General features: G+C 73.0%; 18 protein-coding genes. 13 read left to right on the top strand and 5 right to left on the bottom strand.

The features are described from left to right. Positions 1-46 precede the first annotated feature (46 nt). The gene (locus tag IE252_RS07225) at positions 47-967 is read right to left on the bottom strand and encodes a sirohydrochlorin chelatase (protein ID WP_190088483.1); all 921 of its coding nucleotides are present in this window, start codon (positions 965-967) and stop codon (positions 47-49) included. A gap of 182 nt (positions 968-1,149) precedes the next feature. On the opposite strand from IE252_RS07225, the gene IE252_RS07220 reads away from it, so the two are divergent. Further along, complete coding sequence (locus tag IE252_RS07220) at positions 1,150-1,839, top strand: SanA/YdcF family protein (protein WP_190088482.1); 690 nt, start codon at positions 1,150-1,152, stop codon at positions 1,837-1,839. Here IE252_RS07220 and IE252_RS07215 read toward each other — a convergent pair. Beyond that, a complete protein-coding gene (locus tag IE252_RS07215) occupies positions 1,769-2,266 on the bottom strand; it encodes a gamma-glutamylcyclotransferase family protein (RefSeq protein WP_190088481.1) in 498 nt (165 codons plus the stop codon). The genes IE252_RS07220 and IE252_RS07215 overlap by 71 nt on opposite strands. A 195-nt stretch (positions 2,267-2,461) precedes the next feature. On the opposite strand from IE252_RS07215, the gene IE252_RS07210 reads away from it, so the two are divergent. The 3 genes from IE252_RS07210 (at position 2,462) to IE252_RS07200 (ending at position 6,348) form a co-directional block, all read left to right on the top strand. Next, entirely contained in the window at positions 2,462-3,124 is a 663-nt protein-coding gene (locus IE252_RS07210) for a hypothetical protein (protein ID WP_190088480.1), read from the top strand. After that, positions 3,121-4,428: a sensor histidine kinase gene (locus tag IE252_RS07205; RefSeq protein ID WP_229848080.1), complete on the top strand. Its 1,308-nt coding sequence runs from the start codon at positions 3,121-3,123 to the stop codon at positions 4,426-4,428. Before IE252_RS07210 ends, IE252_RS07205 begins: the two co-directional genes overlap by 4 nt. Positions 4,429-4,692: 264 nt before the next feature. After that, entirely contained in the window at positions 4,693-6,348 is a 1,656-nt protein-coding gene (locus IE252_RS07200; protein ID WP_190088479.1) for a M4 family metallopeptidase, read from the top strand. A 35-nt stretch (positions 6,349-6,383) separates the two neighbouring features. Here the strand turns inward: IE252_RS07200 and IE252_RS07195 are convergent, their stop codons facing one another. Next, positions 6,384-7,004 carry an NADPH-dependent FMN reductase gene (locus IE252_RS07195; RefSeq protein WP_190088478.1) on the bottom strand — a complete coding sequence of 207 codons (621 nt, stop codon included), beginning with the start codon at positions 7,002-7,004 and terminating at the stop codon, positions 6,384-6,386. Between the two features lie 68 nt (positions 7,005-7,072). Between IE252_RS07195 and IE252_RS07190 the strand changes: the two genes are divergently transcribed. The 9 genes from IE252_RS07190 (at position 7,073) to IE252_RS07150 (ending at position 16,920) form a co-directional block, all read left to right on the top strand. Further along, the gene (locus IE252_RS07190; protein WP_190088477.1) at positions 7,073-7,852 is read left to right on the top strand and encodes an aminotransferase class IV family protein; all 780 of its coding nucleotides are present in this window, start codon (positions 7,073-7,075) and stop codon (positions 7,850-7,852) included. 128 nt (positions 7,853-7,980) lie between these two features. After that, the gene (locus IE252_RS07185) at positions 7,981-8,562 is read left to right on the top strand and encodes a GVDTG sorting domain-containing protein (RefSeq protein WP_190088476.1); all 582 of its coding nucleotides are present in this window, start codon (positions 7,981-7,983) and stop codon (positions 8,560-8,562) included. 6 nt (positions 8,563-8,568) lie between these two features. Beyond that, positions 8,569-9,285: a class F sortase gene (locus IE252_RS07180; RefSeq protein ID WP_229848078.1), complete on the top strand. Its 717-nt coding sequence runs from the start codon at positions 8,569-8,571 to the stop codon at positions 9,283-9,285. Between the two features lie 212 nt (positions 9,286-9,497). Further along, on the top strand, positions 9,498-12,029 hold the full coding sequence (nirB, locus tag IE252_RS07175; protein ID WP_190088475.1) for a nitrite reductase large subunit NirB: 2,532 nt from the start codon (positions 9,498-9,500) through the stop codon (positions 12,027-12,029). Continuing rightward, the gene (gene nirD / locus IE252_RS07170; protein ID WP_190088474.1) at positions 12,026-12,373 is read left to right on the top strand and encodes a nitrite reductase small subunit NirD; all 348 of its coding nucleotides are present in this window, start codon (positions 12,026-12,028) and stop codon (positions 12,371-12,373) included. Before nirB ends, nirD begins: the two co-directional genes overlap by 4 nt. Before the next feature lie 16 nt (positions 12,374-12,389). Further along, on the top strand, positions 12,390-12,974 hold the full coding sequence (locus IE252_RS07165; protein WP_190088473.1) for a TetR/AcrR family transcriptional regulator: 585 nt from the start codon (positions 12,390-12,392) through the stop codon (positions 12,972-12,974). An 84-nt stretch (positions 12,975-13,058) separates the two neighbouring features. Beyond that, positions 13,059-13,829, top strand: a complete 771-nt coding sequence (locus IE252_RS07160) for an SDR family NAD(P)-dependent oxidoreductase (RefSeq protein WP_190088472.1) — start codon at positions 13,059-13,061, stop codon at positions 13,827-13,829. A gap of 44 nt (positions 13,830-13,873) precedes the next feature. Next, positions 13,874-14,794, top strand: a complete 921-nt coding sequence (locus IE252_RS07155) for an oxidoreductase (RefSeq protein ID WP_190088471.1) — start codon at positions 13,874-13,876, stop codon at positions 14,792-14,794. Positions 14,795-15,084: 290 nt separating this feature from the next. Continuing rightward, positions 15,085-16,920 (top strand): APC family permease, encoded by a 1,836-nt coding sequence (locus tag IE252_RS07150; RefSeq protein ID WP_190088470.1) that lies wholly within the window; start codon positions 15,085-15,087, stop codon positions 16,918-16,920. Positions 16,921-17,052: 132 nt separating this feature from the next. On the opposite strand, the gene IE252_RS07145 is transcribed toward IE252_RS07150, so the two are convergent. Further along, positions 17,053-18,063: an ArsR/SmtB family transcription factor gene (locus IE252_RS07145; protein WP_190088469.1), complete on the bottom strand. Its 1,011-nt coding sequence runs from the start codon at positions 18,061-18,063 to the stop codon at positions 17,053-17,055. 553 nt (positions 18,064-18,616) lie between these two features. Continuing rightward, a complete protein-coding gene (ppdK, locus tag IE252_RS07140) occupies positions 18,617-21,340 on the bottom strand; it encodes a pyruvate, phosphate dikinase (RefSeq protein ID WP_190088468.1) in 2,724 nt (907 codons plus the stop codon). Positions 21,341-21,374: the final 34 nt, after the last annotated feature.

The following is a 21,374-nucleotide window of genomic DNA, read 5'->3' as shown; positions in this document are numbered from 1 at the left end:
CCCCGACAGTAAACGCAAGCACTGACAAGTGGGGCAGGACGGGTGATCAGGCCGTGGCGAGTTCGCGGTAGGGGGCGGCGAACGGGGCCGCCGTGAGGGCCTGGTCGTAGCGGTGGAGGATCAGGCGGGCGACCGCCGGGTGGGCGCCGAGCGGGGCCGCCGCGATCCCGAGCGCGTGGGCGGCGCTCTGGGTGGCGAACCGGCCGGGCGCGGTGAAGTACGACGCGATCGCGACCCGGTGGCGGCCGCGCGCGGCGAGCGCCCGCAGCGCCTCGGGAACGGTGGGGGCGGCGGCCGAGGCGTAGGCGGGGACCACCGGCACCCCGCCGAGGCGCTCGCTGAGCATCGCGGCGGTGCGGCGGGTGTCGGCGGCCGACTCGGGGTCGCGGGACCCGGCCCCGGCGAGCACGACCCCCGCGCCGCCACGCGCGCGTGGGTCGTCGTTCCACCCGGCCTCGACGAGCCGCTCGTACAGCGCCTCGACGAGCAGCGGGTGCGGGCCGAGCGGCCGTGCGACGCGGGTGCGCAGCCGGGGGGCGTCGGCGACGGCCGCCGGAATGTCCTGCTTGACGTGGTAGCCGCGGCTCAGCAGCAGCGGGACGAGGACGGCCCGGCCCGCGCCGAGCTCGGCGAGCGCGGCGGGCAGCGCGGGCTCGTCGATCTCGATGTGGCCGAGCCGTACGTCGAGTCCGGGGCGCAGTTCGCGGACCAGGTCGAGCAGCGCGGTGACGGTGCGCAGGGCCCGGGGGTCGCGGCTGCCGTGCGCGACGGCGACCAGGGCGGGCCGGGCGGCGGCCGGCCGGGCGGTCGTGGGCATCGGCTTGCGGCTCCCGTTCAGTCGTACGTGGCTGAGCTGGCTGCCCAGTTGGGCGGCGATGCGGGTGACGAGTTCGGCCGTGCTGTCGAGCGGCAGCGACTGGCGGGCGGACAAGAACTGCGACTGAGTCTCCGGCTCCATCTCCGTCATGGACCGATCCTGCCGGGCCCACATTGCCATGTCGTTGCGCCGTGGTGACGAGTGTTTTCCGCCGCCTCACGGACGCGGGGAAGGCGGTGGGATCGCGGGGCTCCGGCAGGAAACGGGACAGAACCGTCCGCCGCTCCCCTGCGTCCGATCACTCGAACACCGTCGAACCCAGGGGGACCCTCATGCGCCTGCCGCGCACTCGCGTACGGATCGGGCTGCCGCGCACCCGCACGGGGCGGCGCCGGGCCGTCCAGGCCGTCGCGGCGGTGTGCACCCTCGCGCTGGCGCCCGCCGCCTGGATGTTCACGGCCGCCGAGGGCAAGGTCGGCACCGTGGCGCAGGCGCCCGCGTCCGGGGTCGCGGTGGTGTTCGGGGCCGGGCTGTGGGACGGCGAGCCGTCGCCGTACCTGGCGCACCGGCTCGACGCGGCGGTCGAGCTGTACCGGGCCGGGAAGGTGAAGGCGGTCCTGGTGACCGGGGACAACGGGCGGGCCGAGTACGACGAGCCGGACGCGATGCGCACGTACCTGGTGAAGCACGGGGTCCCGGACCGGCGGGTCGTCAGCGACTTCGCCGGGTTCGACACCTGGGACTCGTGCGTCCGGGCCCGGAAGATCTTCGGCGTGGAGCGGGCGGTGCTGGTCAGCCAGGACTTCCACATCCGGCGGGCCGTCGCGCTGTGCGAGGCCGCCGGGGTCGACTCGTACGGCGTCGCGGTCGACGCCGTACGCGACACCACCTGGTACTACGGCTCCACCCGCGAGGTCTTCGCGGCGGGCAAGGCCGCCCTGGACGCCGCCTTCAAGCCCGATCCGCGCTTCCTGGGGCCGAAGGAAAGCGGGGTGGCGCGGGCGCTGGCCGACGGGCGGTGAGCCAGTCGCCGCCGGGCAGCGGCGTGCCGTGCGCCCGCAGCTCCCGGGCCAGCGGGGGCGCCGCCAGATAGACCCAGGCGCGGGCGGTGCCCCCGCCCGGCAGCTCGACGGTCCGCGCCACCCGGTCGTACAAGTTGCGGGGATCGCCCGGCCCGTAGCACTCCTCCAACTGGTCCAGGACGCGCAGGACTTGGCCGTACGCCTCGGGGAGCGGCGCGATGAGCGCGCCGGTGACGACGCCGTCCCCCTCCGTGGCGTACGGGTAGCCGGGGCCCTCGTACAGCACCGCCCCCGGCAGCCGCGCGGGCGCCTCGGCGGCGGTGCGGCCGGTCAGCAGGCGCAGGTGGTAGCGCTCGCCGGGGCGCAGGGTGCCGTAGACGAAGAACGGGAGGCCGCCGTCCTCGGGCGGTCCTTCGGCCGGTGTCACAGGCGCTCTCCCTCAGGTGCCAAAGGGCTTCCAGCCTGGCCGAAAGTCCCTGTTCGGACGGCTGACGCGGTGCGTACGCACAGCTGTTACACAGTGTCCCGGGTTCCGTGATGATCCGGTTCTACGGTTGATTGTCGCGGCCGGCGGATCCGGCCGGTTCCCCGCCCCCGCCCTCTGCCACCAGGCCGTCCCGCCATGATCCTGAGCCTTCGCGCCACCGCGGCCGCCGCCGTGCTCGCCGTCTGCGCCCTCGCGGTGAGCGGCTGCGGCGCGCCCACCGGGCTCGGCGACGGCGGCGCCGCGCCGCCCGTGGCCGCGCAGCCCACGCCCCAGCCGCTGTGGCCCAACTGGACCGAGGGCGCCCGCAAGCGGCCCGCCCCGGCCGGGAAGCAGCCGCCGCCCGCGCCGCTGGCGAACGGGCCCGAGGTGCCGAAGGCGGGGCTCGTGGCGGTCGACCCGTACGAGGTGCTGCGGGCCGATCCCCGTACGAAGGCGCTCGGCCACCGCGAGAAGATCCACCGCCCCGGACAGCCCGGCATCCGCCCGCCCGTGCTGCGCGACCTGACCGGCGACGGCTCGCCGGAGCTGATCCTCGCCGCCGACCTGGAGAGCGGCCGCACGGTGATGGCGGTCTACACGGCCCGCGACGGCAAGGTCGTCCCCGTCCTCTACACGGCGGGCAAGCAGCTCGCGGTCGAGACCGTCGGCACCGACCTGGTGGTCCGCAGCTCCTCGGACGACGGCGCCGAGCAGGCCGTGCGGTACCGGTGGGACGGGGCGCGGCTGGAGTCGGTGAGCGACATCAGGACGTACAAGAGGGACGAGAGCGGGACCGTGGCGCCGGAGGAGGGACCGTGAGGCGCCGGGCGGCCGCCCTCGCGCGGTCCGCGTGGACGGGCACGCGCGCCCTCGTCCGGCGCTTCCGCGCCTTCTCCCAGGGGCTCAGCCTGCGTTGGAAGATCGCGGCGGCGCTGGCGGGCGGGTGCGCGCTGGTGGCCGTCACCATCGGGCTCCTGATCCACCAGGCGCGGGCCGCGCAACTGGTCACGACGGCCCGCGAGTCGGCGACCGCTCAGTTGGTACGGGTGTGCCAGCTGTACGAGTTGACCGGCCAGGTCGACCGGAGCGTCGCGGACGCGGCCGTGGACGACGGGCGGCTGCCGTCCGCGCTGCGCGAGTCGGCGCTGGCGGGCCGCCGCAGCACCTTCGTCGAGCTGGACGGGCCCGCTCCGGCCGTGTGGGCGGCGCGGCCGATCGGCGGCCAGGTGCTGTCGGTACGGCTGCCGCTGACGGCCGAGCGGGCCGATCTGCGGGAGTTCGACCGGGAGCTGGTCGCCTGGGGCGCGCTCGTGGTGGCGCTCGCGGCGCTCGGCGGGGCGGCGCTGGCGAGCCGCCTCAGCCGGGAGCTGCGGACGGCCGCGGCCACCGCGCGCCGGATCTCCCGGGGCGAACTCGACGCCCGGATCGGCCAGTCGGGGCCGGACTCCGCCCGCAACGAGGTGGCGGAGCTGGCCCGCGCGGTCGACACGATGGCGGCGTCGCTCCAGCGGCGCCTTGAGGCCGAGCAGCGGTTCACGGCCGATGTGGCGCACGAGCTGCGTACGCCGCTGACCGGGTTGCACACCGCGGCCGAGCTGTTGCCTCCCAGCCGCCCCACCGAGCTGGTACGCGACCGGGTCGCCGCCCTGCGCACGCTCACGGAGGACCTCCTGGAGGTGGCCCGGCTCGACGCGCGCGTGGAGCGGCCCGCGTTGGAGGTGCGGCCGCTGGGGGCGCTGGTCGAAGGGATCCTGCGGCGGGGCGGGTTCGGGGTGGAGGTGGCGGACGGGGGCGGGTCCACGCTGGTGCGGACGGATCCGCGCCGCCTGGAGCGGATCGTGGCCAACCTGGTGGCGAACGCGCGCCGGCACGGGGCGTCACCCGTCGAGGTCACGGTGACCGGGACGACCGTGACGGTCCGGGACCACGGGCCCGGGTTCCCCGAACACGTCCTGCGCGACGGGCCGCAGCGGTTCGTCACGGGGTCGCGGGAGCGGGGGCAGGGGTCGGGGCTGGGGTTGACGATCGCGCTCGGTCAGGCGGAGGTGATCGGGGCGCGGGTGACCCTCCACAACGTGGAGTCGGGCGGAGCGTCGGCGACGGTCACGCTGCCGCAGGGGTAACCGTCGGGGCTACGCCCCGAACCCCGTTCTTCGCCTGCGGACCGTCCGCAACTGGTCGCGCAGTTCCCCGCGCCCCTAAAAATGCCGCTCCGCGGCAATCCCCTGGGCGCCCCGAAGGGGCGCATCTCAGGGGCGCGGGGAACTGCGCGAGCAACCGGCCACCGGCCCGCACACAAACCCCGGGCTATGGACACCACGTGTCATGTCCCCTTAAAACTGAGGCGGCATCAGCTTTACTCGAGCCGACCCCCACCGAGGAGCCCGATGAGACCGACACGGAACGCATCGCGCCTCACCACCGCCGGGATAGCCGTCGCGGCCGGCGCCATGCTCGCCGCCGCACTCGCCCCCGTCTCCGCCGCCGCGGCCCCCGTGGCCGAACCCCGGCCGCAGGTCTCCGACCGCGACGCCGCCGTCCGAGCCGCCGACAGCGCGGTCGGCGCGCACGCGGGCGCGCTCGCCGTGACCGCCGCCCAGGGCACGTCCGTACGGGACGTGATCGTGGACCCCGACGGCAGCCGGCACGTGCGCTACGACCGTACGTACCGCGGACTGCCCGTGCTCGGCGGCGACTTCGTCGTCCACCTCTCCCCCGCCGGGGCCTACCGAGGCGCCGACCGGGCCGTGGCGAACGACCTCGCCGTGCCCAGCATCACCCCCGTGCTCTCCGCGCCCCGCGCCGCGAACCTCGCCTCCGCCGAGCTGCGCGCGGCCCACAAGAACGTCACCGGCCTGACCGCCAAGCCCCAGCTCGTCGTGGACGCCCTGCACGGCACGCCCAAGCTGGCCTGGCGCACCCAGACCGCCGCCCGGGACTCGCTGGGCAACCCCGTCGCGCGCGTGGTCCTCACCGACGCCCGCACCGGCGCCCGCATCGACGCCTGGGACTCGATCGAGACCGCGACCGGCGACGGCAAGTCGCTGTACAGCGGGACCGTGCCCCTGGAGACCACGCTCTCCGGTTCCTCGTACCAGCTCAAGGACCCCACGCGCGGCAACACCTACACCGGTGACGCCCAGAACAAGACGGACCTGTGCATCTTCGGCATCTGCTTCGTCCGGGCACCCGCCGTGCTGTTCACGGACGCCGACAACCACTGGGGCAGCGGCGCCAACACCGACCGCGCCACGGCCGCTGTCGACGCCCAGTACGGCACCAACACGACCTGGGACTACTACAAGAACGTCCACGGCCGCAACGGCATCGCCGGGGACGGGAAGGGCTCGTACAACCGCGTCCACTACGGCAGCAACTACAACAACGCCTTCTGGGACGACAGCTGCTTCTGCATGACGTACGGCGACGGCGACGGCACCACGTTCGGCCCGCTCGTCGCGCTCGACGTGGCCGGGCACGAGATGTCGCACGGCGTCACGTCCAAGACCGCGGCCCTCACCTACTCCGGTGAGTCCGGCGGCCTCAACGAGGCCACCAGCGACATCATGGGCACCATGGTCGAGTGGTACGCGGCCAACGCCGGCGACCAGGGCGACTACCTCATCGGCGAGAAGATCGTGAAGCCGGGCTTCGGCAAGCCCGCCCTGCGCTTCATGGACAAGCCCTCGACCGACACCAAGTCGGCGGACTGCTGGTACTCGGGCGTCGGCAACCTCGACGTCCACTACTCCTCCGGAGTGGCCAACCACTTCGCCTATCTGCTCTCCGAGGGCAGCGGCGCCAAGGTGATCAACGGCGTCTCGTACAACAGCCCCACCTGCAACGGCTCCTCGGTCTCCGGCATCGGCCGCGAGAAGGTCGGCAAGATCTGGTATCGGGCCCTGACCGTCTACATGACGTCCTCCACCAACTACGCGGCCGCCCGCACGGCGACCCTGAACGCGGCGAAGGACCTGTACGGCAGCGGCAGCGCGGAGCAGAACGCGGTCGCCGCGGCCTGGTCGGCGGTCGCCGTCGGCTGACCCCGCATCCCCTTTCCCCGTCCGTACGCCGTCCCTCAAGCGGCGTACGGGCGGGACTCCTTGGCGTCCCGCAGCGTCCGCCCCCACCAGCCGAGCTGGTCGAGGAGCCGCTTGGCGGCCGCCTCCGGCTCGGTGGGCTCGCGCAGCTCGCCGTCCGGCTCGAAGAGGCCGTGGGCGTGGTGGAAGCTGACCGTGTCCCGGACCGTGACCGCGTGCATCTCGGCGAAGACCTGCCGCAGGTGCTCGACGGCCCGCAGGCCCCCCGACATCCCGCCGTACGAGACGAAGCCGACCGGCTTGGCCTGCCACTGGACGTAGTGCCAGTCGATGAGGTTCTTGATCGACGCCGGGAAGGAGTGGTTGTACTCGGGGGTGAGGACGAGGAAGGCGTCGGCGCGGGCGAGCTTGGGCGTGACGGTGTCGAGGACCGCCTTCACGGGCGGCGCCGGATCGTACGAGAGCGAGGTCGGCAGGGCGGTCTCGGCCAGGTCGATCACGTCGACCTCGAAGTCGTCGCGCTCGCGCAGCCGGTCGAGCAGCCACGTCCCGACGACCGGGCCGAAGCGGCCCTCGCGGTTCGAGCCGATGATCACGGCGAGGCGCAGCGGGGCGGTGGAGGCGGCGGGCTCCGCGACGGGAGCGGTGGTGATGTCCATGCCGAGGAGCCTCACACCTCGACTTAGCTTCAGGTCAAGCCCGCTCGTGCCCCGATTACGGTGGGCCCATGACGACTCCCTATGCCGAGATCAACGGCCGCCCCGCCGACGCCGAAAACCTCCGTATCCCCGCCCTGACCGGCGGATACGGCCACTTCACCGCGATGCAGGTGCGCGGCGGCCGGGTGCGCGGGCTCGCCCTGCACCTGGCGCGGCTCGACGCGGCGACCCGCGAGTTGTTCGGCCCCGGCCTCGACGGCGACCGGGTCCGCGCACTGATCCGGCAGGCCCTGGCGGCGGTCGGCGCCGAGGACGCGGCGGTGCGCGTCTATGTGTACGGGCCGGACGAGGACCCGACCGTGATGGTGACCGTACGGCCGCCCATGGACATGTCGCCGGAGCCGCAGCACCTGCTGTCCGTGCCGTACGAGCGGCCGGTCGCCCACCTCAAGCACCTCGGCGGCTTCGGCCAGGCCTACTACGGCCGGGTGGCCGCCCGCGAGGGGTACACGGAGGCGCTGCTCACCGGTCCCGGCGGGGAGGTCGCCGAGGGGGCGATCACCAACATCGCGTTCTGGGACGGGAGTTCGGTGGTGTGGCCGGACCGCCCGGCGCTGCTCGGCACGACCATGGCGCTGGTCGAGTCCCGGCTGCCGGGGTACGGCACGGCCACCGTCCGCCGCCCGGTCACCCTGGGCGACCTCGGCGCGTACCGGGCGGCCTTCGTCACCAACTCGCAGGGCATCGCACCGGTGGCCCGGATCGACGACACCGCGTTCGCGGTGGACGCCGAGCTGATGGAGACGGTCTGGCGGCTGTACGCGGAGGTGCCCTGGGACGTGATCTGAGGGGACGCGGCGAACGGGTGACGGGCACCTGCCGCCGTCACCCTTTCGCCCCCCGCCGGGGGGCGGGCGTCGGCGCGGGCCACTTACCTCGGAGGGAGAAGCAAGGCACCCCGCTCCCCGGAGGACCCATGCGCACTGCCCGCCTGCTGACCGGTTCCGCGCTCGCGGCCGCCCTGCTGGGCCTCGGCGGCGCACCCGCGTACGCCAACGACTTCGGCGGCGCGGGCCTGGAGGTCTGGCCGTCGTCGGCCGCGCCGGACACCACCGTCACTGTGAACACCAGCGCGTGCGGCCACGACGGCCATGCCACCGGGGACGCGCGGGCGGTGGGCGACGGGGAGTTCCCGCTCACCGCCTCCACCCGCAAGGACGTGCTCGCCGGGCAGTTCACCGTGCCCCACACCGTCAAACCCGGCACCTTCGAACTCACCGTGACCTGCGACAACGGCAAGTCCGCCCGGGGCGATCTGACGATCGCGGGCGGCGGCGAGCACAGCGGGTGGGACCGGGGCGACCGCCACGACCCGGGCAAGCACGAACCCGGCGGGCACGACGAGCCCCGGGGCCATGTGAAGACCGGCCTCGGCGGCGCCACGACCACCTCCAACCGGACCGAGATCGCGGCCGGTGCGGCCGTCCTCGCGGTCACCGCCGTCACCGGCGGGCTGCTGCTGCGCCGCCGGGCGCGCGGCCCGCAGGACCGGGGCTGACCGCTCTTGTCGGCGCGCTCCGCCCAGTCGCTGCGGGACGCCCAGGCCGCCCGGCGGCGCAACGGCTGGCTGCTGTGCATCGCCGCCTGCGTCGGGGTGTGGCTGGTGCGGCAGGGCACGGAGACGACCGAGCCGCCGCAGCCGTCGCGGGCGCAGGCGTTCACGACCACGGAGTCGTTCACGGGCGCGGCGAGCAGCGCCCCCGCCCCGCCCCACGCGCGCGTGGGTGAGGCCCGCACCGGCGGCGCCCTGGCGGGAGCGGCGCTTGCGCCCTCCGAGCCCGTACGCGTCCGGATCCCGGCGATCCGGGTGGACGCGCCGGTGATGCGGCTCGGGCTGGCCCGGGACGGCAGCCTGGAGGTGCCGCCGCCGGGCCGCAGCGGGTCCGCCGGGTGGTACAAGGACGGCGCCGCGCCGGGCGCCGACGGCACGGCCGTGCTGGCCGGGCACGTCGACGACGCGCGCGGGCCCGCCGTCTTCTACGCGCTGGGCGCGCTGAAGAAGGGCGGTCGCATCGAGGTGGCCCGCGCGGACCGGCGCACGGCCGTCTTCACCGTCGACGCGGTCGAGGTGTACCCGAACGACGCCTTCCCCGACCGGCGGGTGTACGGCCCGGCCGGGCGCCCCGAGCTGCGGGTGATCACCTGCGGCGGCGGCTTCAGCGAGAAGTCGGGCTACCGGGGGAACGTGGTGGTCTTCGCCCATCTGACCGGCACGGCGTAGCGCGCCGAGCGGCGGCTCACCGTCGCCCCGAGCCCGTCTCCAGAACACTCACAGAGGTCCCCCGTCGGGGCTGAGCGGGCCGTTGCGCCCGGGAAACCGGTCAGATCCGACCGGGAAACAGCCGCCTTGCAGGCTGCGGTCATGGGTTCGGACACCGTGACGACAGGCTCTGGCCCCGCCGCACCCGCTCATCCACGACGGAGGGTTCCGACATGACCACACCCGCACCCTCGGCCGCGGCCCGCACGATCGTCGTGGTCGGCCACGGCATGGTCGGCCAGCGGTTCCTGGAGGCCCTGGCCGAGAAGGGGGTCACCGACCGCGCGCGCGTGGTGGTGCTCGGCGAGGAGCCCCGGCCCGCCTACGACCGCGTCCACCTCACCTCGTACTTCACCGGCACCACGCCCGACGAACTCTCCATGGTGGAGGACGGGTTCATCGAGAAGTACGGCATCGAGCTGCACCTGGGCGACCCGGCGCGGAGCGTGGACCGGGCCGCCCGCACGGTCACCGCCCGCTCCGGGCGCGTCTTCGCGTACGACGTGCTGGTGCTCGCCACCGGCTCGTACCCCTTCGTGCCGCCGGTGCCCGGCAGGGACCTGGCGGGCTGTTTCGTCTACCGGACCATCGAGGACCTGCTCGCCATCGAGGAGTACGCCACCACCGCCGCCACCGGCGCGGTGGTCGGCGGCGGGCTGCTCGGTCTGGAGGCGGCGGGCGCGCTCCAGGGGCTCGGACTGGCCACGCACATCGTGGAGTTCGCGCCCCGGCTGATGCCCGCCCAGGTCGACGCGGGCGGCGGCGCGGCCCTGCTTCGCACCATCGAGAACATGGGCCTGTCGGTCCACACCGGCGTCGGCACCCAGGAGATCACCGGCGAGCGGGCCGTGGACGGCATGCTCCTGTCCGACGGCTCCCGGCTGCAGACCGACCTCGTCGTCTTCTCGGCCGGGGTGCGCCCGCGCGACCAGCTGGCCCGCGACTGCGGCCTCGCCGTCGGCGAGCGCGGCGGCATCGTGGTCGACGAGCACTGCCGCACCTGCGACCCGGCCGTCTACGCGATCGGCGAGTGCGCGCTGGCCTGCGACGGCAAGGTGTACGGCCTGGTCGCACCCGGATACGAGATGGCGGTGGCCGTCGCCGACGCCCTCGCGAGCGGCGACGGGCGGCCGGAGAAGTCGTTCACCGGCGCCGACATGTCCACCAAACTGAAGCTGCTCGGCGTGGACGTGGCCTCCTTCGGGGACGCGCACGGCGCCGCCGAGGGCAGCCTCGACGTCGTCTACACGGACGCCCGCTCGGGCATCTACAAGAAGCTCGTCGTCTCCCCCGACGGCACCCTGCTCGGCGGGGTCCTGGTGGGCGACGCCGAGATGTACGGCACGCTGCGCCCGCTCACCGGCCACGTCCCGCCGATCCCGGCCGAGCAGCTGGTGCTGCCCGCCGGCCTCGGGGCGCCCGTGGCGCTCGGCCCGGAGGCGCTGCCCGACGAGGCGGTGATCTGCTCCTGCCACAACGTCACCAAGGGCGCGATCACCCCGCTCGGCTCGCTGCCCGAGGTCAAGAAGTGCACCAGGGCCGGTACGGGCTGCGGCAGCTGCCTCAAGACCATCGAGAAGCTGCTGCCGAAGACCGGCGACGGCGGTCTGTGCGACTGCTTCGCCCACACCCGCCAGGAGCTGTACGAGATCGCGCTCGCGCTGCGCCTCCGCTCCTACCAGCAGCTCCTGGACGAGCACGGGCGCCCGGCGGCGCGCGGCGGCGACGGCTGCGAGATCTGCAAGCCCGCCGTCGCCTCCATCCTGGCGAGCCTCGGCGGCGGCCACATCCTCGACGGCGAGCAGGCCGCGCTCCAGGACACCAACGACCACTTCCTCGCCAACATCCAGCGCAACGGCTCGTACTCGATCGTGCCGCGCATCCCCGGCGGCGAGATCACCCCCGACAAGCTGATCGTCATCGGCGAGGTGGCCCGCGACCACGGCCTCTACACGAAGATCACCGGCGGTCAGCGCATCGACCTCTTCGGCGCGCGGGTCGACCAGCTCCCGGTGATCTGGGCGCGGCTCGTGGCCGCCGGGTTCGAGTCGGGCCACGCGTACGGCAAGTCGCTGCGCACGGTGAAGTCCTGCGTGGGGCAGACCTGGTGCCGCTACGGAGTGCAGGACTCGGTGAGGATGGCGATCGACCTGGAGCTGCGCTACCGGGGCCTGCGCTCCCCGCACAAGCTCAAGGCGGCGGTCTCGGGGTGCGCCCGCGAGTGCGCGGAGGCCCAGTCCAAGGACTTCGGCGTGATCGCCACGGCCAACGGCTGGAACCTGTACGTGGGCGGCAACGGCGGGGCGACCCCGCGCCACGCGGATCTGCTGGCCCAGGACCTGACAGATGACGAACTTGTCCGTCTGATCGACAGATTCCTCATGTTCTATATCCGCACCGCCGACCGCCTGGAGCGCACCTCGGTGTGGCTGGAGCGGATCGAGGGCGGCCTCCAGCACGTCAAGGACGTGGTGGTCGACGACTCGCTCGGCATCTGCGCCGAGCTGGAGGCGCTGATGGCCGGCCATGTCTCCGCGTACCGCGACGAGTGGGCCGAGACGGTCGAGGACCCCGAGCGCCTCGCCCGGTTCGTCTCCTTCGTCAACGCGCCCGGCACGCCCGACCCCACGGTGCGGTTCGTGCCGGAGCGCGGCCAGATCAAGCCCGAACTGCCCGTCCTGGCCCTGGAGGTGGCCGCGCGATGAACGACGACAAGACCAACGGCAGCATTCGGCTCCGGCTGGACGACGGCTGGTTCGAGGTGTGCGAGCGCGCGCGGCTCGTCCCGGGCCGGGGGGTCGCCGCGCTGCTGCCCGACGGCCGCCAGGCGGCGGTCTTCACCGACCGCACCGGGCGCGCGTACGCGATCGACAACCGCGACCCGTTCACCGGCGCGTACGTCATGTCGCGCGGGCTGCTCGGCTCGGCGCACGGCCGGGCCTTCGTCGCCTCCCCGCTGCTCAAGCAGCGCTTCGACCTGGAGACGGGCGAGTGCCTGGACGACGAAGAGGTCTCCGTCCAGGCATACTTGACCGATCATTCCAAATAGCCCTACTGTCGTCCTCGTGGCCAGGACCAAGGAATTCGATCCGGACGCCGCGCTCCAGTCGGCCCTCACGCTGTTCTGGGAGCGCGGCTACGAGGCGACGTCGATGGCGGACCTCGTCGAGCACCTCGGCATCGGCCGCGCCAGCATCTACGCGACCTTCGGCAACAAGCACGAGCTGTATCTGAAGGCGCTCGACCGGTACGGCGAGACGCACAGCGCGATCCTGTTCCGCGAGCTGTGCGGGCCCGGCCCGGCGCTGCCCGCGGTGCGCGCGGTGGTCCGCCGCTTCGCCACCGAGTCGACGGCCGAGGGCACCCGTCTGAACGGCTGTTTCGTCACCAACACGGCCACCGAGGTGGGTGCGCACGACACCGCCGCGGCCCGCCGGGTCGAGCACGCCTGGGAGCAGCTGGAGACCCTGCTGCACGCCGCGCTCGTACGGGCCCGGGCACAGGGGGAGCTGCCGCCGGAGCGCGATCCACGCTCGCTGGCGCGGCTGTTCCTGGCGCTCATGCAGGGCATGCGGGTGATGGGCAAGGTGTCCGACGATCCGGCCAGGGTACGGGAGGCGGCCGAGGCCGCGCTGACACTGCTGGACTGACCGAACCGCCTCAAGGGGCGCCGCACGGGGCGCTCCGCGAGGCGGTTCTTTCCTCCCTCCATAACAGAACGATTGGTCAAGAATATGTCTGCTCGCTTCACCGACAAGACCGTTCTCGTCACCGGCGCCGGATCCGGCATAGGCCGGACGATCGCGCTCGCCTTCGCCGCCGAGGGGGCGAAGGTGGCCGTCGCCGGACGGACCGCCGCCCCGCTCGACGAGACCGTGGCGCTGATCGAGGAGGCGGGCGGGGTGGCGGCCGCGTTCACCGCCGACGTGTCCCGCGCCGCGGACGTACGCGCCCTGGTGGCGTCCGCCGTCGACCGGTTCGGCTCGCTCGACGTCGCCGTCAACAACGCCGGGGTGCTGCGCGGCAAGGGCGGCACCGGCCTCGCCGACCTGGCGGCCGAGGACTGGCAGGCCATGCTCGACACCAACCTCACCGGCGTCTTCCTCGCCCTCCAGGCCGAGGTCGCCCAGATGCGCACCCAGGAGCACGGCGGCGCGATCGTCAACATCGGCTCCAACCTCGGCGCCCACAAGCGGATCCCGGGCGCGGCCGGGTACCTCACCACCAAGGCCGCGGTCTCCGCGCTGACCCGGGCCGCGGCCCTCGACCACATCCAGGACGGCATCCGCATCAACGCGGTCAGCCCCGGGGCCTCCGCCACCACGATGTCGCTGCGCGCGGGCGAGACGGAGGCCGAGCGGGCGGTGCGGATGAAGGGGGACTCGCCGCTGGGCCGGGTCTCGACCACCGCCGAGATCGCGGCGGCCGTCCTCTATCTGGCCTCGGACGACGCGGCCTCGGCGGTGGGCACGGACCTGGTCATCGACGGCGGCGCGGCGGCGTAGGCGGCCCCTGCCGCGTCCGACCTACCGGGCGGTACGGTGGCCGCATGACTCAGGGCTGGAGCGCGAGGGACATCCCCGACCAGAGCGGCCGTACGGCGGTCGTCACCGGGGCGAACAGCGGCATCGGACTCGTCACGGCACGCGAACTCGCCCGCAAGGGCGCGCACGTGGTCCTGGCGTGCCGGAGCGAGGCCCGGGGCAAGGAGGCGGAGGCGCTGATCAACCGCCAGGTGTACGGGGCGAGCGTGGAGTTCGCGCCCCTGGACCTGGCGGACCTGTCCTCGGTTCGCGCCTTCGCGGAATCGTTTCCCCACGCCCATCTGGACCTGCTGATCAACAACGCGGGTGTGATGGCGCTGCCGTACGGCAAGACGGCGGACGGGTTCGAGCGGCAGTTCGGGGTGAACCACCTGGGCCACTTCGCGCTGACGGGCCTGCTGCTGTCCCGGCTGCGGGCGGCTCCGGCGGGGCGGGTGGTCTCGGTCTCCAGCGGGCTGCACGCGCTCTCCGACATCGACCTCACGGACCTCAACAGCGAGCGCCGCTACCGGCGTTGGATCGCGTACGCCCGCTCGAAGACGGCCAACCTCCTGTTCGTCCACGAGCTGGCCCGCCAGCTGCGGTCGGCGGGCTCGACCGTGGTGGCGGCCGCCGCGCACCCCGGCTACGCCTCGACCAACCTCCAGACGGCGGGCGCCCGCATGGAGGGCCGCCGGGCCGCCGAACGCCTGGCGGAACTGGGCAACCGCCTCCTGGCCCAACCGGCCGAAACGGGCGCCCTCCCCACCCTGTACGCCGCCACGGCCCCCGCCGTCCGCCCCGACTCCTTCACGGGCCCCCGCCTCCAGGGCTGGCGAGGCGCCCCCACGAGATCGGCGAGAGCGAAGTGGACGCTGAACGACGTCACGGGGAAACGCCTGTGGGTGGCGTCGGAGCAACTGACGGGGGTGCGGTACGGGTTGTGAGGCCCGGGGTTCGTGTGCGGGCCGGTGGTGGGTTGCTCGCGCAGTTCCCCGCGCCCCTGAAAGCGGCCCTCCGGGCCATCCAGGGGATTGCCGCGGAGCGGCATTCTCAGGGGCGCGGGGAACTGCGCGAGCAACCCACCACCGGCCCGCAGACGGACACGGTCCCCCGGAGGGTTTAGGGAAGGGGCGGGGTGGGGCCCCGTCAAGACCCCGTATAGAACCCACCCCCACCCGCCAAGACCCCGCCAATAAGCCCGGCCCGCCGGGCCCCCGCGGCGGACCATCGGCGCATGCTGACCAAGTCCGCGCCCCGACCCACCGCGAACCCCGCCCCCACCGAGCAACCCCCCGACCGCCACCGCCTCACCGCCACCCAGGGCCTCGCCGCCCTCTCCCTCGACGCGATGGCCTCCGTCGCGTACGGGCCGGAGGCCATCGTGCTGGTGCTGGCCGCCGCCGGGGCGCACGGGCTCGGGTTCACCCTGCCCGTGACGCTCGCCATCGCCGCCCTGCTCGCCGTGCTCGTCGCCTCGTACCGCCAGGTCATCGCCGCGTTCCCGAACGGCGGCGGCTCGTACGCGGTGGCCCGCGCCCACCTCGGCCCCCGCACCGGGCTGGTCGCCGCCGCCTCCCTGATCCTCGACTACGTACTGAACGTCGCCGTCTCCGTCACCGCCGGCGTCGCCGCGCTGACCTCCGCCTTCCCCGGCCTCTACGACGACCGGCTCCCCATCTGCCTGGGCGTCCTCGTCCTCGTCACCGCCGTGAACCTGCGCGGCATCGTGGAGTCCGCCAAGGCCTTCCTCGTGCCGACCGTCGTCTTCGTGGGGTCGATCCTGGCGATCGTCGTGGCCGGGCTGTTCCGCGACGGGCCGGTCTCCACGGAAGCGGCCGACGGGCACGCCTCGGTGCTGACCGGCAACGCCACCAGCGTCGGCGCGCTGCTCCTGCTCAAGGCGTTCGCCTCCGGCTGCTCGGCGCTGACCGGCGTCGAGGCCGTCGCCAACGCCGTGCCGTCCTTCCGCGCCCCCGCCGCCAAGCGCGCCCAGCGCACCGAGGTCGCCCTCGGCGCGCTGCTCGGCGCGATGCTCATCGGGCTCTCCGTACTGATCGGGCGCTTCCACCTCCAGCCGGTCGACGGCGTCACCGTCCTCGCCCAGCTCGCGGACGCCTCCCTCGGCCACAACTGGGCGTTCTACGTCGTCCAGTTCGCCACCGTCGTCCTGCTCGCGCTCGCCGCCAACACCTCCTTCGGCGGACTGCCCGTCCTCATGTCGCTGCTCGCCCGCGACAACTACCTGCCGCACGTCTTCGGCCTGAAGGCGGACCGCCAGGTGCACCGCCACGGCGTCCTCGCGCTCGCCACCGTCTCCGGCGCGCTCCTCGTCTTCTCGGGCGGCGACACCAACACGCTCGTACCGCTCTTCGCGATCGGCGTCTTCGTCGGGTTCACCATCTGCCAGACCGGCATGGTGCTGCACTGGCGGCGCGAGCGGTCCGAGCGCTGGCGCGCCAAGGCCGCGCTCAACGGCTTCGGCGCGCTGCTGACCGGGGTGAGCGCGGTCGTCGTCACCGCGACCAAGTTCACCGACGGCGCCTGGCTCGTCGCCATCGCGCTGCCGCTGCTCGTGCTGGCCTTCGAGGCGGTGCACCGGGCGTACGGCAGGATCAGCGAGCGCATCGGCCTCGGCCGCGTCCCCGAACCGCCGCACCGCGACCGCTCGCTGGTCATCGTGCCGGTGTCGCACCTGTCCCGGCTCACCGGCGACGCGCTGAACGCGGCCGTGTCCCTGGGCGACGAGGTACGGGCCGTCACCGTCACCCACCCCGACGAGGAGGACCGCCGGGCCACCGAGGCGCTGCGCCGCGACTGGCAGCTGTGGAACCCGGGCGTGGAACTGGTCGAACTGCACTCGCCGCACCGCACGGTGGGCCGCCCGGTCGCCGCGTACGTGGACCGGGTGCACCGCTACCACCCCAACACCCGGGTCACCGTGCTGATCCCGGAGGTCGAGCCCGCCCACATCTGGCAGCGGCTCCTCCAGAACCAGCGCGGCGCGGTCCTGGCGCACGCGGTGCGGCGCGACACGGACGCGGTGATCTGCCGACTGCGGTTCCGGCTCTGACGGCGGACCGGGCGACGGCCGGAGGCCCCAGGGACACCCACGGGACACCCACGGGGCACCCGCGGAACACCCACCGAAGACCCGCCGGGGAGCGGCTGTTTCCAGCCACCCCCCGAGCCGCCCCCGTACGCCCTACATCGTCGCCGGGGCGGATCGTTCCGCCATCACCGGCTGCCCACCCCGCAGCAGCGCCGTCCCCAGCGGGGTCAGCGTGTGCAGCACCGCGCTGCCGTGCCGCAGGGTCACCAGCAGGCCGGCCTCCCGCAGGACACCGGCGTGCTGGCTGGCCGAGGCGAGCGACACCCCCGCCCGGCGGGCGAGTTCGCTCGTCGTACAGCCGTGGCCTATCGACTGGAGCACCGCCGAGCGGGTGTGCCCGACGAGCCGGCCGAGCGAGGGGCCGGGCGCGGTGCCCGCGCTCTGCCGCTCGTACGGCGTGTGGGTGTGCGTCACCGGATAGACCAGCACCGGCGGCAGCAGCGGGTCCTGGAGCGCCACCGGCGTACGGCGGCAGAAGAAGGACGGCTGCAGCAGCAGCCCGCGGCCCTCCAGGTACAGGTCCCGGTCCACCGGGTAGTCCGCCTCCAGGACGGGCGCCCGCCAGCGCATCATCGGCGGGAGCGAGGCGAGGAGTTCGTCCGCCCCGCCGTCCAGGAGCGCGCGGCCGCGGCAGGCCCGGTCGGCGTCGACGCGGGCCTGGATGTGCGCCCAGTACGGCGCGATGGCGGCCCGGTGGTAGCTGCGCAGCACGCACATGAGACGATCCAGCGGCTCGCTGCCGCCCTCGGCGAGCGCCCGCAGCCATCTGGGCAGCCCCCGGGGCCCCGCGACCCGGGAGAGCTCGTCGTGCAGCCGGTCCTGCCCCGTCTCACGTACGACCTCGAGCCCTGACTCGATGGTGTGCGGCCCTTCGGCGGGCGTGAGAAAGTCGGGGAAATAGCCGCGGCCCGGCACCACTGCGGAGAGCGGACGTGTTTCACCGTTCAACCGGGTACGCGTTTCCGTTCGCCATTCACCGAAGACTAGGGCGCCCCGACGGTCTCTTAATCGATGAAAGCTGAGAATCGTTTCCCACAGCGCGTCCGGACCAGGCGCCATGCGCACCCGGGCCAGGTCCACGCCAGTGAAATGAATACGCAGCACCGAATCTCCACCTGTCTCGAATGTTGCAACATGTTGCATCGTGTTGCATCCGCAATCGTCCCGCCCCTGAGTATGCCTACCGTCACACCCCGTGACCACCGGCCTTTCAGCCACACTTGAAAGGCATCGCGAGCAGCCCGTGTGTACCGAAAAGCTGTACGACGTCGGGCACGACACCGGGCCAACCGGAAAGACGTTGTGAGGACCGTGGGGGGCTTTGCTTCGTCTGGCGGCGGTCGGCATGGTGGCGGCTCCGTGCCCGGCGGGGATGACAGAGTGCGGTTCGCGGATGGGGATCCGTGAACCGCACTCTGCATTTAGGACCAAGGCGCCGTTAAATGTCCGCACTTCAACAGGAATTAAGCGGACGCACACCCAGAAATCATCCGCCCGCTCGCTCCGGGAACAAACTCGCCCCGGGAACAAAGCGGAAGGGCGTACGGGCACACGGAAGGGGCGGCACCCCCGCACAGGGTGCCGCCCCTTCTCGGTGAACCGGAACCGCCACCGGATCGGTGTTGAGGGTCGGGGACCCGGCGGCGGTTCCGGGGTCTCAGCGCGAGTCGCTGCCCTTCGACTCAGCCGCCGCGCGGCCCGCCTCCAGGCGCGCCACCGGGATGCGGAACGGGGAGCAGGAGACGTAGTCCAGGCCCACCTCGTGGAAGAAGTGCACCGACTCCGGGTCGCCGCCGTGCTCGCCGCAGACGCCCAGCTTCAGGTCGGGGCGGGTGGCCCGGCCGGCCTGCACGGCGGAGCGCACCAGCGAGCCGACGCCGTCCTTGTCGATGGTCTCGAACGGCGAGACCCCGAAGATGCCCTTCTCCAGGTACGCGGTGAAGAAGCTCGCCTCCACGTCGTCCCGCGAGAAGCCCCAGACCGTCTGGGTCAGGTCGTTGGTGCCGAAGCTGAAGAACTGGGCGGCCTCGGCGATCTGGCCCGCCGTCAGGGCGGCGCGCGGCAGCTCGATCATCGTGCCGATGGTCAGCTTGAGGTCGGTGCCGGTGGCGGCCTCGACCTCGGCGATGACCTGGTCGGCCTCCTCGCGGACGATCTCCAGCTCCTGGACGGTGCCGACCAGCGGAATCATGATCTCCGCACGCGGGTCGCCCTTGGCGTTGCGGCGCTCGGCCGCGGCCTCCGCGATCGCCCGCACCTGCATCGCGAACAGACCGGGGATGACCAGGCCGAGGCGTACGCCGCGCAGACCCAGCATCGGGTTCTGCTCGTGCAGCTTGTGCACGGCCTGGAGCAGGCGCAGGTCGTTCTCGTTGGCGTCCTTGCGCGACTCGGCGAGCGCGACGCGGACCGACAGCTCGGTGATGTCGGGCAGGAACTCGTGCAGCGGCGGGTCGAGCAGCCGTACCGTCACCGGCAGGCCGTCCATCGCCTCGAAGAGCTCGACGAAGTCCTTCTTCTGGAGCGGCAGCAAGGCACTGAGTGCCGTCTCGCGCTCCTCGTCGGTGTCGGCCAGGATGAGGCGCTCGACCATCTCGCGGCGCTCGCCGAGGAACATGTGCTCGGTGCGGCACAGGCCGATGCCCTGGGCGCCGAACCGCCGCGCCCGCAGGGCGTCTTCGGCGTTGTCGGCGTTGGCCCGTACGCGCAGCCGGCGTACCCGGTCCGCGTACGCCATGATCCGGTGCACGGCGGCGACCAGCTCGTCGGCGTCGTCGGCGCCCGCGTGCATCCGGCCCTCGAAGTACTCGACGACCGGCGACGGCACGACCGGGACCTCACCGAGGTACACCTTGCCGGTGGAGCCGTCGATGGAGACGACGTCGCCCTCCTCGATGACCACACCGCCCGGAGCGGTCATCCGGCGCCGCTTGGTGTCGACCTCCAGGTCCTCGGCGCCGCAGACACAGGTCTTGCCCATGCCGCGCGCCACGACCGCCGCGTGCGAGGTCTTGCCGCCGCGCGAGGTCAGGATGCCCTCGGCGGCGATCATGCCGTCCAGGTCGTCCGGGTTGGTCTCGCGGCGGATCAGGATGACCTTCTCGCCCGAGCGGGACCACTTGATCGCGGTGTACGAGTCGAAGACCGCCTTGCCGACCGCGGCGCCCGGGGAGGCGGCGATGCCGCGGCCGAGCTGCTCGACCTTGGCCTGGTCGTCGAAGCGCGGGAACATCAGCTGGGCCAGCTGGGCGCCGTTGACGCGCTGGAGCGCCTCGGCCTCGTCGATCAGACCCTGGTCGACGAGCTGGGTCGCGATCCGGAAGGCGGCACCGGCGGTGCGCTTGCCGACACGGGTCTGGAGCATCCAGAGCTGGCCGCGCTCGATGGTGAACTCGATGTCGCAGAGGTCCTTGTAGTGGGTCTCAAGGGTCTCCATGATCTGCATGAGCTGGTCGTACGACTTCTTGTCGATGCCCTCCAGCTCGGCCAACGGCACGGTGTTGCGGATGCCCGCGACCACGTCCTCGCCCTGGGCGTTCTGCAGGTAGTCGCCGTAGACGCCCTGGTGGCCGGAGGCGGGGTCGCGGGTGAAGGCGACGCCGGTGCCCGAGTCGGGGCCGAGGTTGCCGAACACCATCGAGCAGATGTTGACGGCGGTGCCCAGGTCGCCCGGGATGCGCTCCTGGCGGCGGTACAGCTTGGCCCGGTCGCCGTTCCACGAGTCGAAGACCGCCTTGACGGCGAGGTCCATCTGCTCGCGCGGGTCCTGCGGGAAGTCGCGTCCGGCCTCGGTCTTGACGACCTTCTTGAAGTGCTTGACCAGCTTCTTCAGGTCGGCGGCGTCGAGGTCGGTGTCGACGGTGACCTTCTTGGCGGCCTTGGCCTCGTCGAGGGCGTCCTCGAAGAGCTCGCCGTCCACGCCGAGGACGGTCTTGCCGAACATCTGGATGAGGCGGCGGTAGGAGTCCCAGGCGAAGCGCTCGTCGCCGGACTGCTTGGCCAGACCCGTCACCGAGGCGTCCGAGAGCCCGATGTTGAGGACGGTGTCCATCATGCCGGGCATGGAGAACTTGGCGCCCGAGCGTACGGAGACGAGCAGCGGGTCGTCGGCCTGGCCGAGCTTCTTGCCCATCTTCTGCTCAAGGGCGTCGAGGTGCGCACTGACCTCGTCGCGCAGCGCGGCCGGCTCCTCGCCGCTGTCGAGGTAGACCTTGCACGCCTCGGTGGTGATGGTGAAGCCGGGAGGGACCGGCAGGCCGAGGTTGGTCATCTCGGCGAGGTTCGCGCCCTTTCCACCGAGCAGGTCCTTGAGGTCCCTGTTCCCTTCGGTGAAGTCGTAGACGAACTTCTGGCTGTGCTGGAGGTCTTTGTCTTCCGACACGAGTCTCGACTCCTCGGCTCCGAATAAGCGTGGC

Origin of the sequence: Streptomyces melanogenes, from assembly GCF_014649795.1 — a bacterium.
Classification (GTDB): Bacteria; Actinomycetota; Actinomycetes; order Streptomycetales; family Streptomycetaceae; genus Streptomyces; species Streptomyces noboritoensis.
The sequence above is the reverse complement of the archived record's forward strand: the minus strand, read 5'-3'. Positions and strand labels throughout refer to the sequence as shown.

Bases quoted from the DNA above. Each gene is read 5' to 3' on its own strand.
- IE252_RS07225 (WP_190088483.1), bottom strand. From the start codon at position 967: ATGACGGAGATGGAGCCGGAGACTCAGTCGCAGTTCTTGTCCGCCCGC.
- IE252_RS07155 (WP_190088471.1), top strand. From the start codon at position 13,874: ATGACTCAGGGCTGGAGCGCGAGGGACATCCCCGACCAGAGCGGCCGT.
- nirD (WP_190088474.1), top strand. From the start codon at position 12,026: ATGAACGACGACAAGACCAACGGCAGCATTCGGCTCCGGCTGGACGAC.
- IE252_RS07185 (WP_190088476.1), top strand. From the start codon at position 7,981: ATGCGCACTGCCCGCCTGCTGACCGGTTCCGCGCTCGCGGCCGCCCTG.
- IE252_RS07190 (WP_190088477.1), top strand. From the start codon at position 7,073: ATGACGACTCCCTATGCCGAGATCAACGGCCGCCCCGCCGACGCCGAA.
- IE252_RS07160 (WP_190088472.1), top strand. From the start codon at position 13,059: ATGTCTGCTCGCTTCACCGACAAGACCGTTCTCGTCACCGGCGCCGGA.
- nirB (WP_190088475.1), top strand. From the start codon at position 9,498: ATGACCACACCCGCACCCTCGGCCGCGGCCCGCACGATCGTCGTGGTC.
- IE252_RS07220 (WP_190088482.1), top strand. From the start codon at position 1,150: ATGCGCCTGCCGCGCACTCGCGTACGGATCGGGCTGCCGCGCACCCGC.
- IE252_RS07210 (WP_190088480.1), top strand. From the start codon at position 2,462: ATGATCCTGAGCCTTCGCGCCACCGCGGCCGCCGCCGTGCTCGCCGTC.
- IE252_RS07150 (WP_190088470.1), top strand. From the start codon at position 15,085: ATGCTGACCAAGTCCGCGCCCCGACCCACCGCGAACCCCGCCCCCACC.
- IE252_RS07195 (WP_190088478.1), bottom strand. From the start codon at position 7,004: ATGGACATCACCACCGCTCCCGTCGCGGAGCCCGCCGCCTCCACCGCC.
- IE252_RS07200 (WP_190088479.1), top strand. From the start codon at position 4,693: ATGAGACCGACACGGAACGCATCGCGCCTCACCACCGCCGGGATAGCC.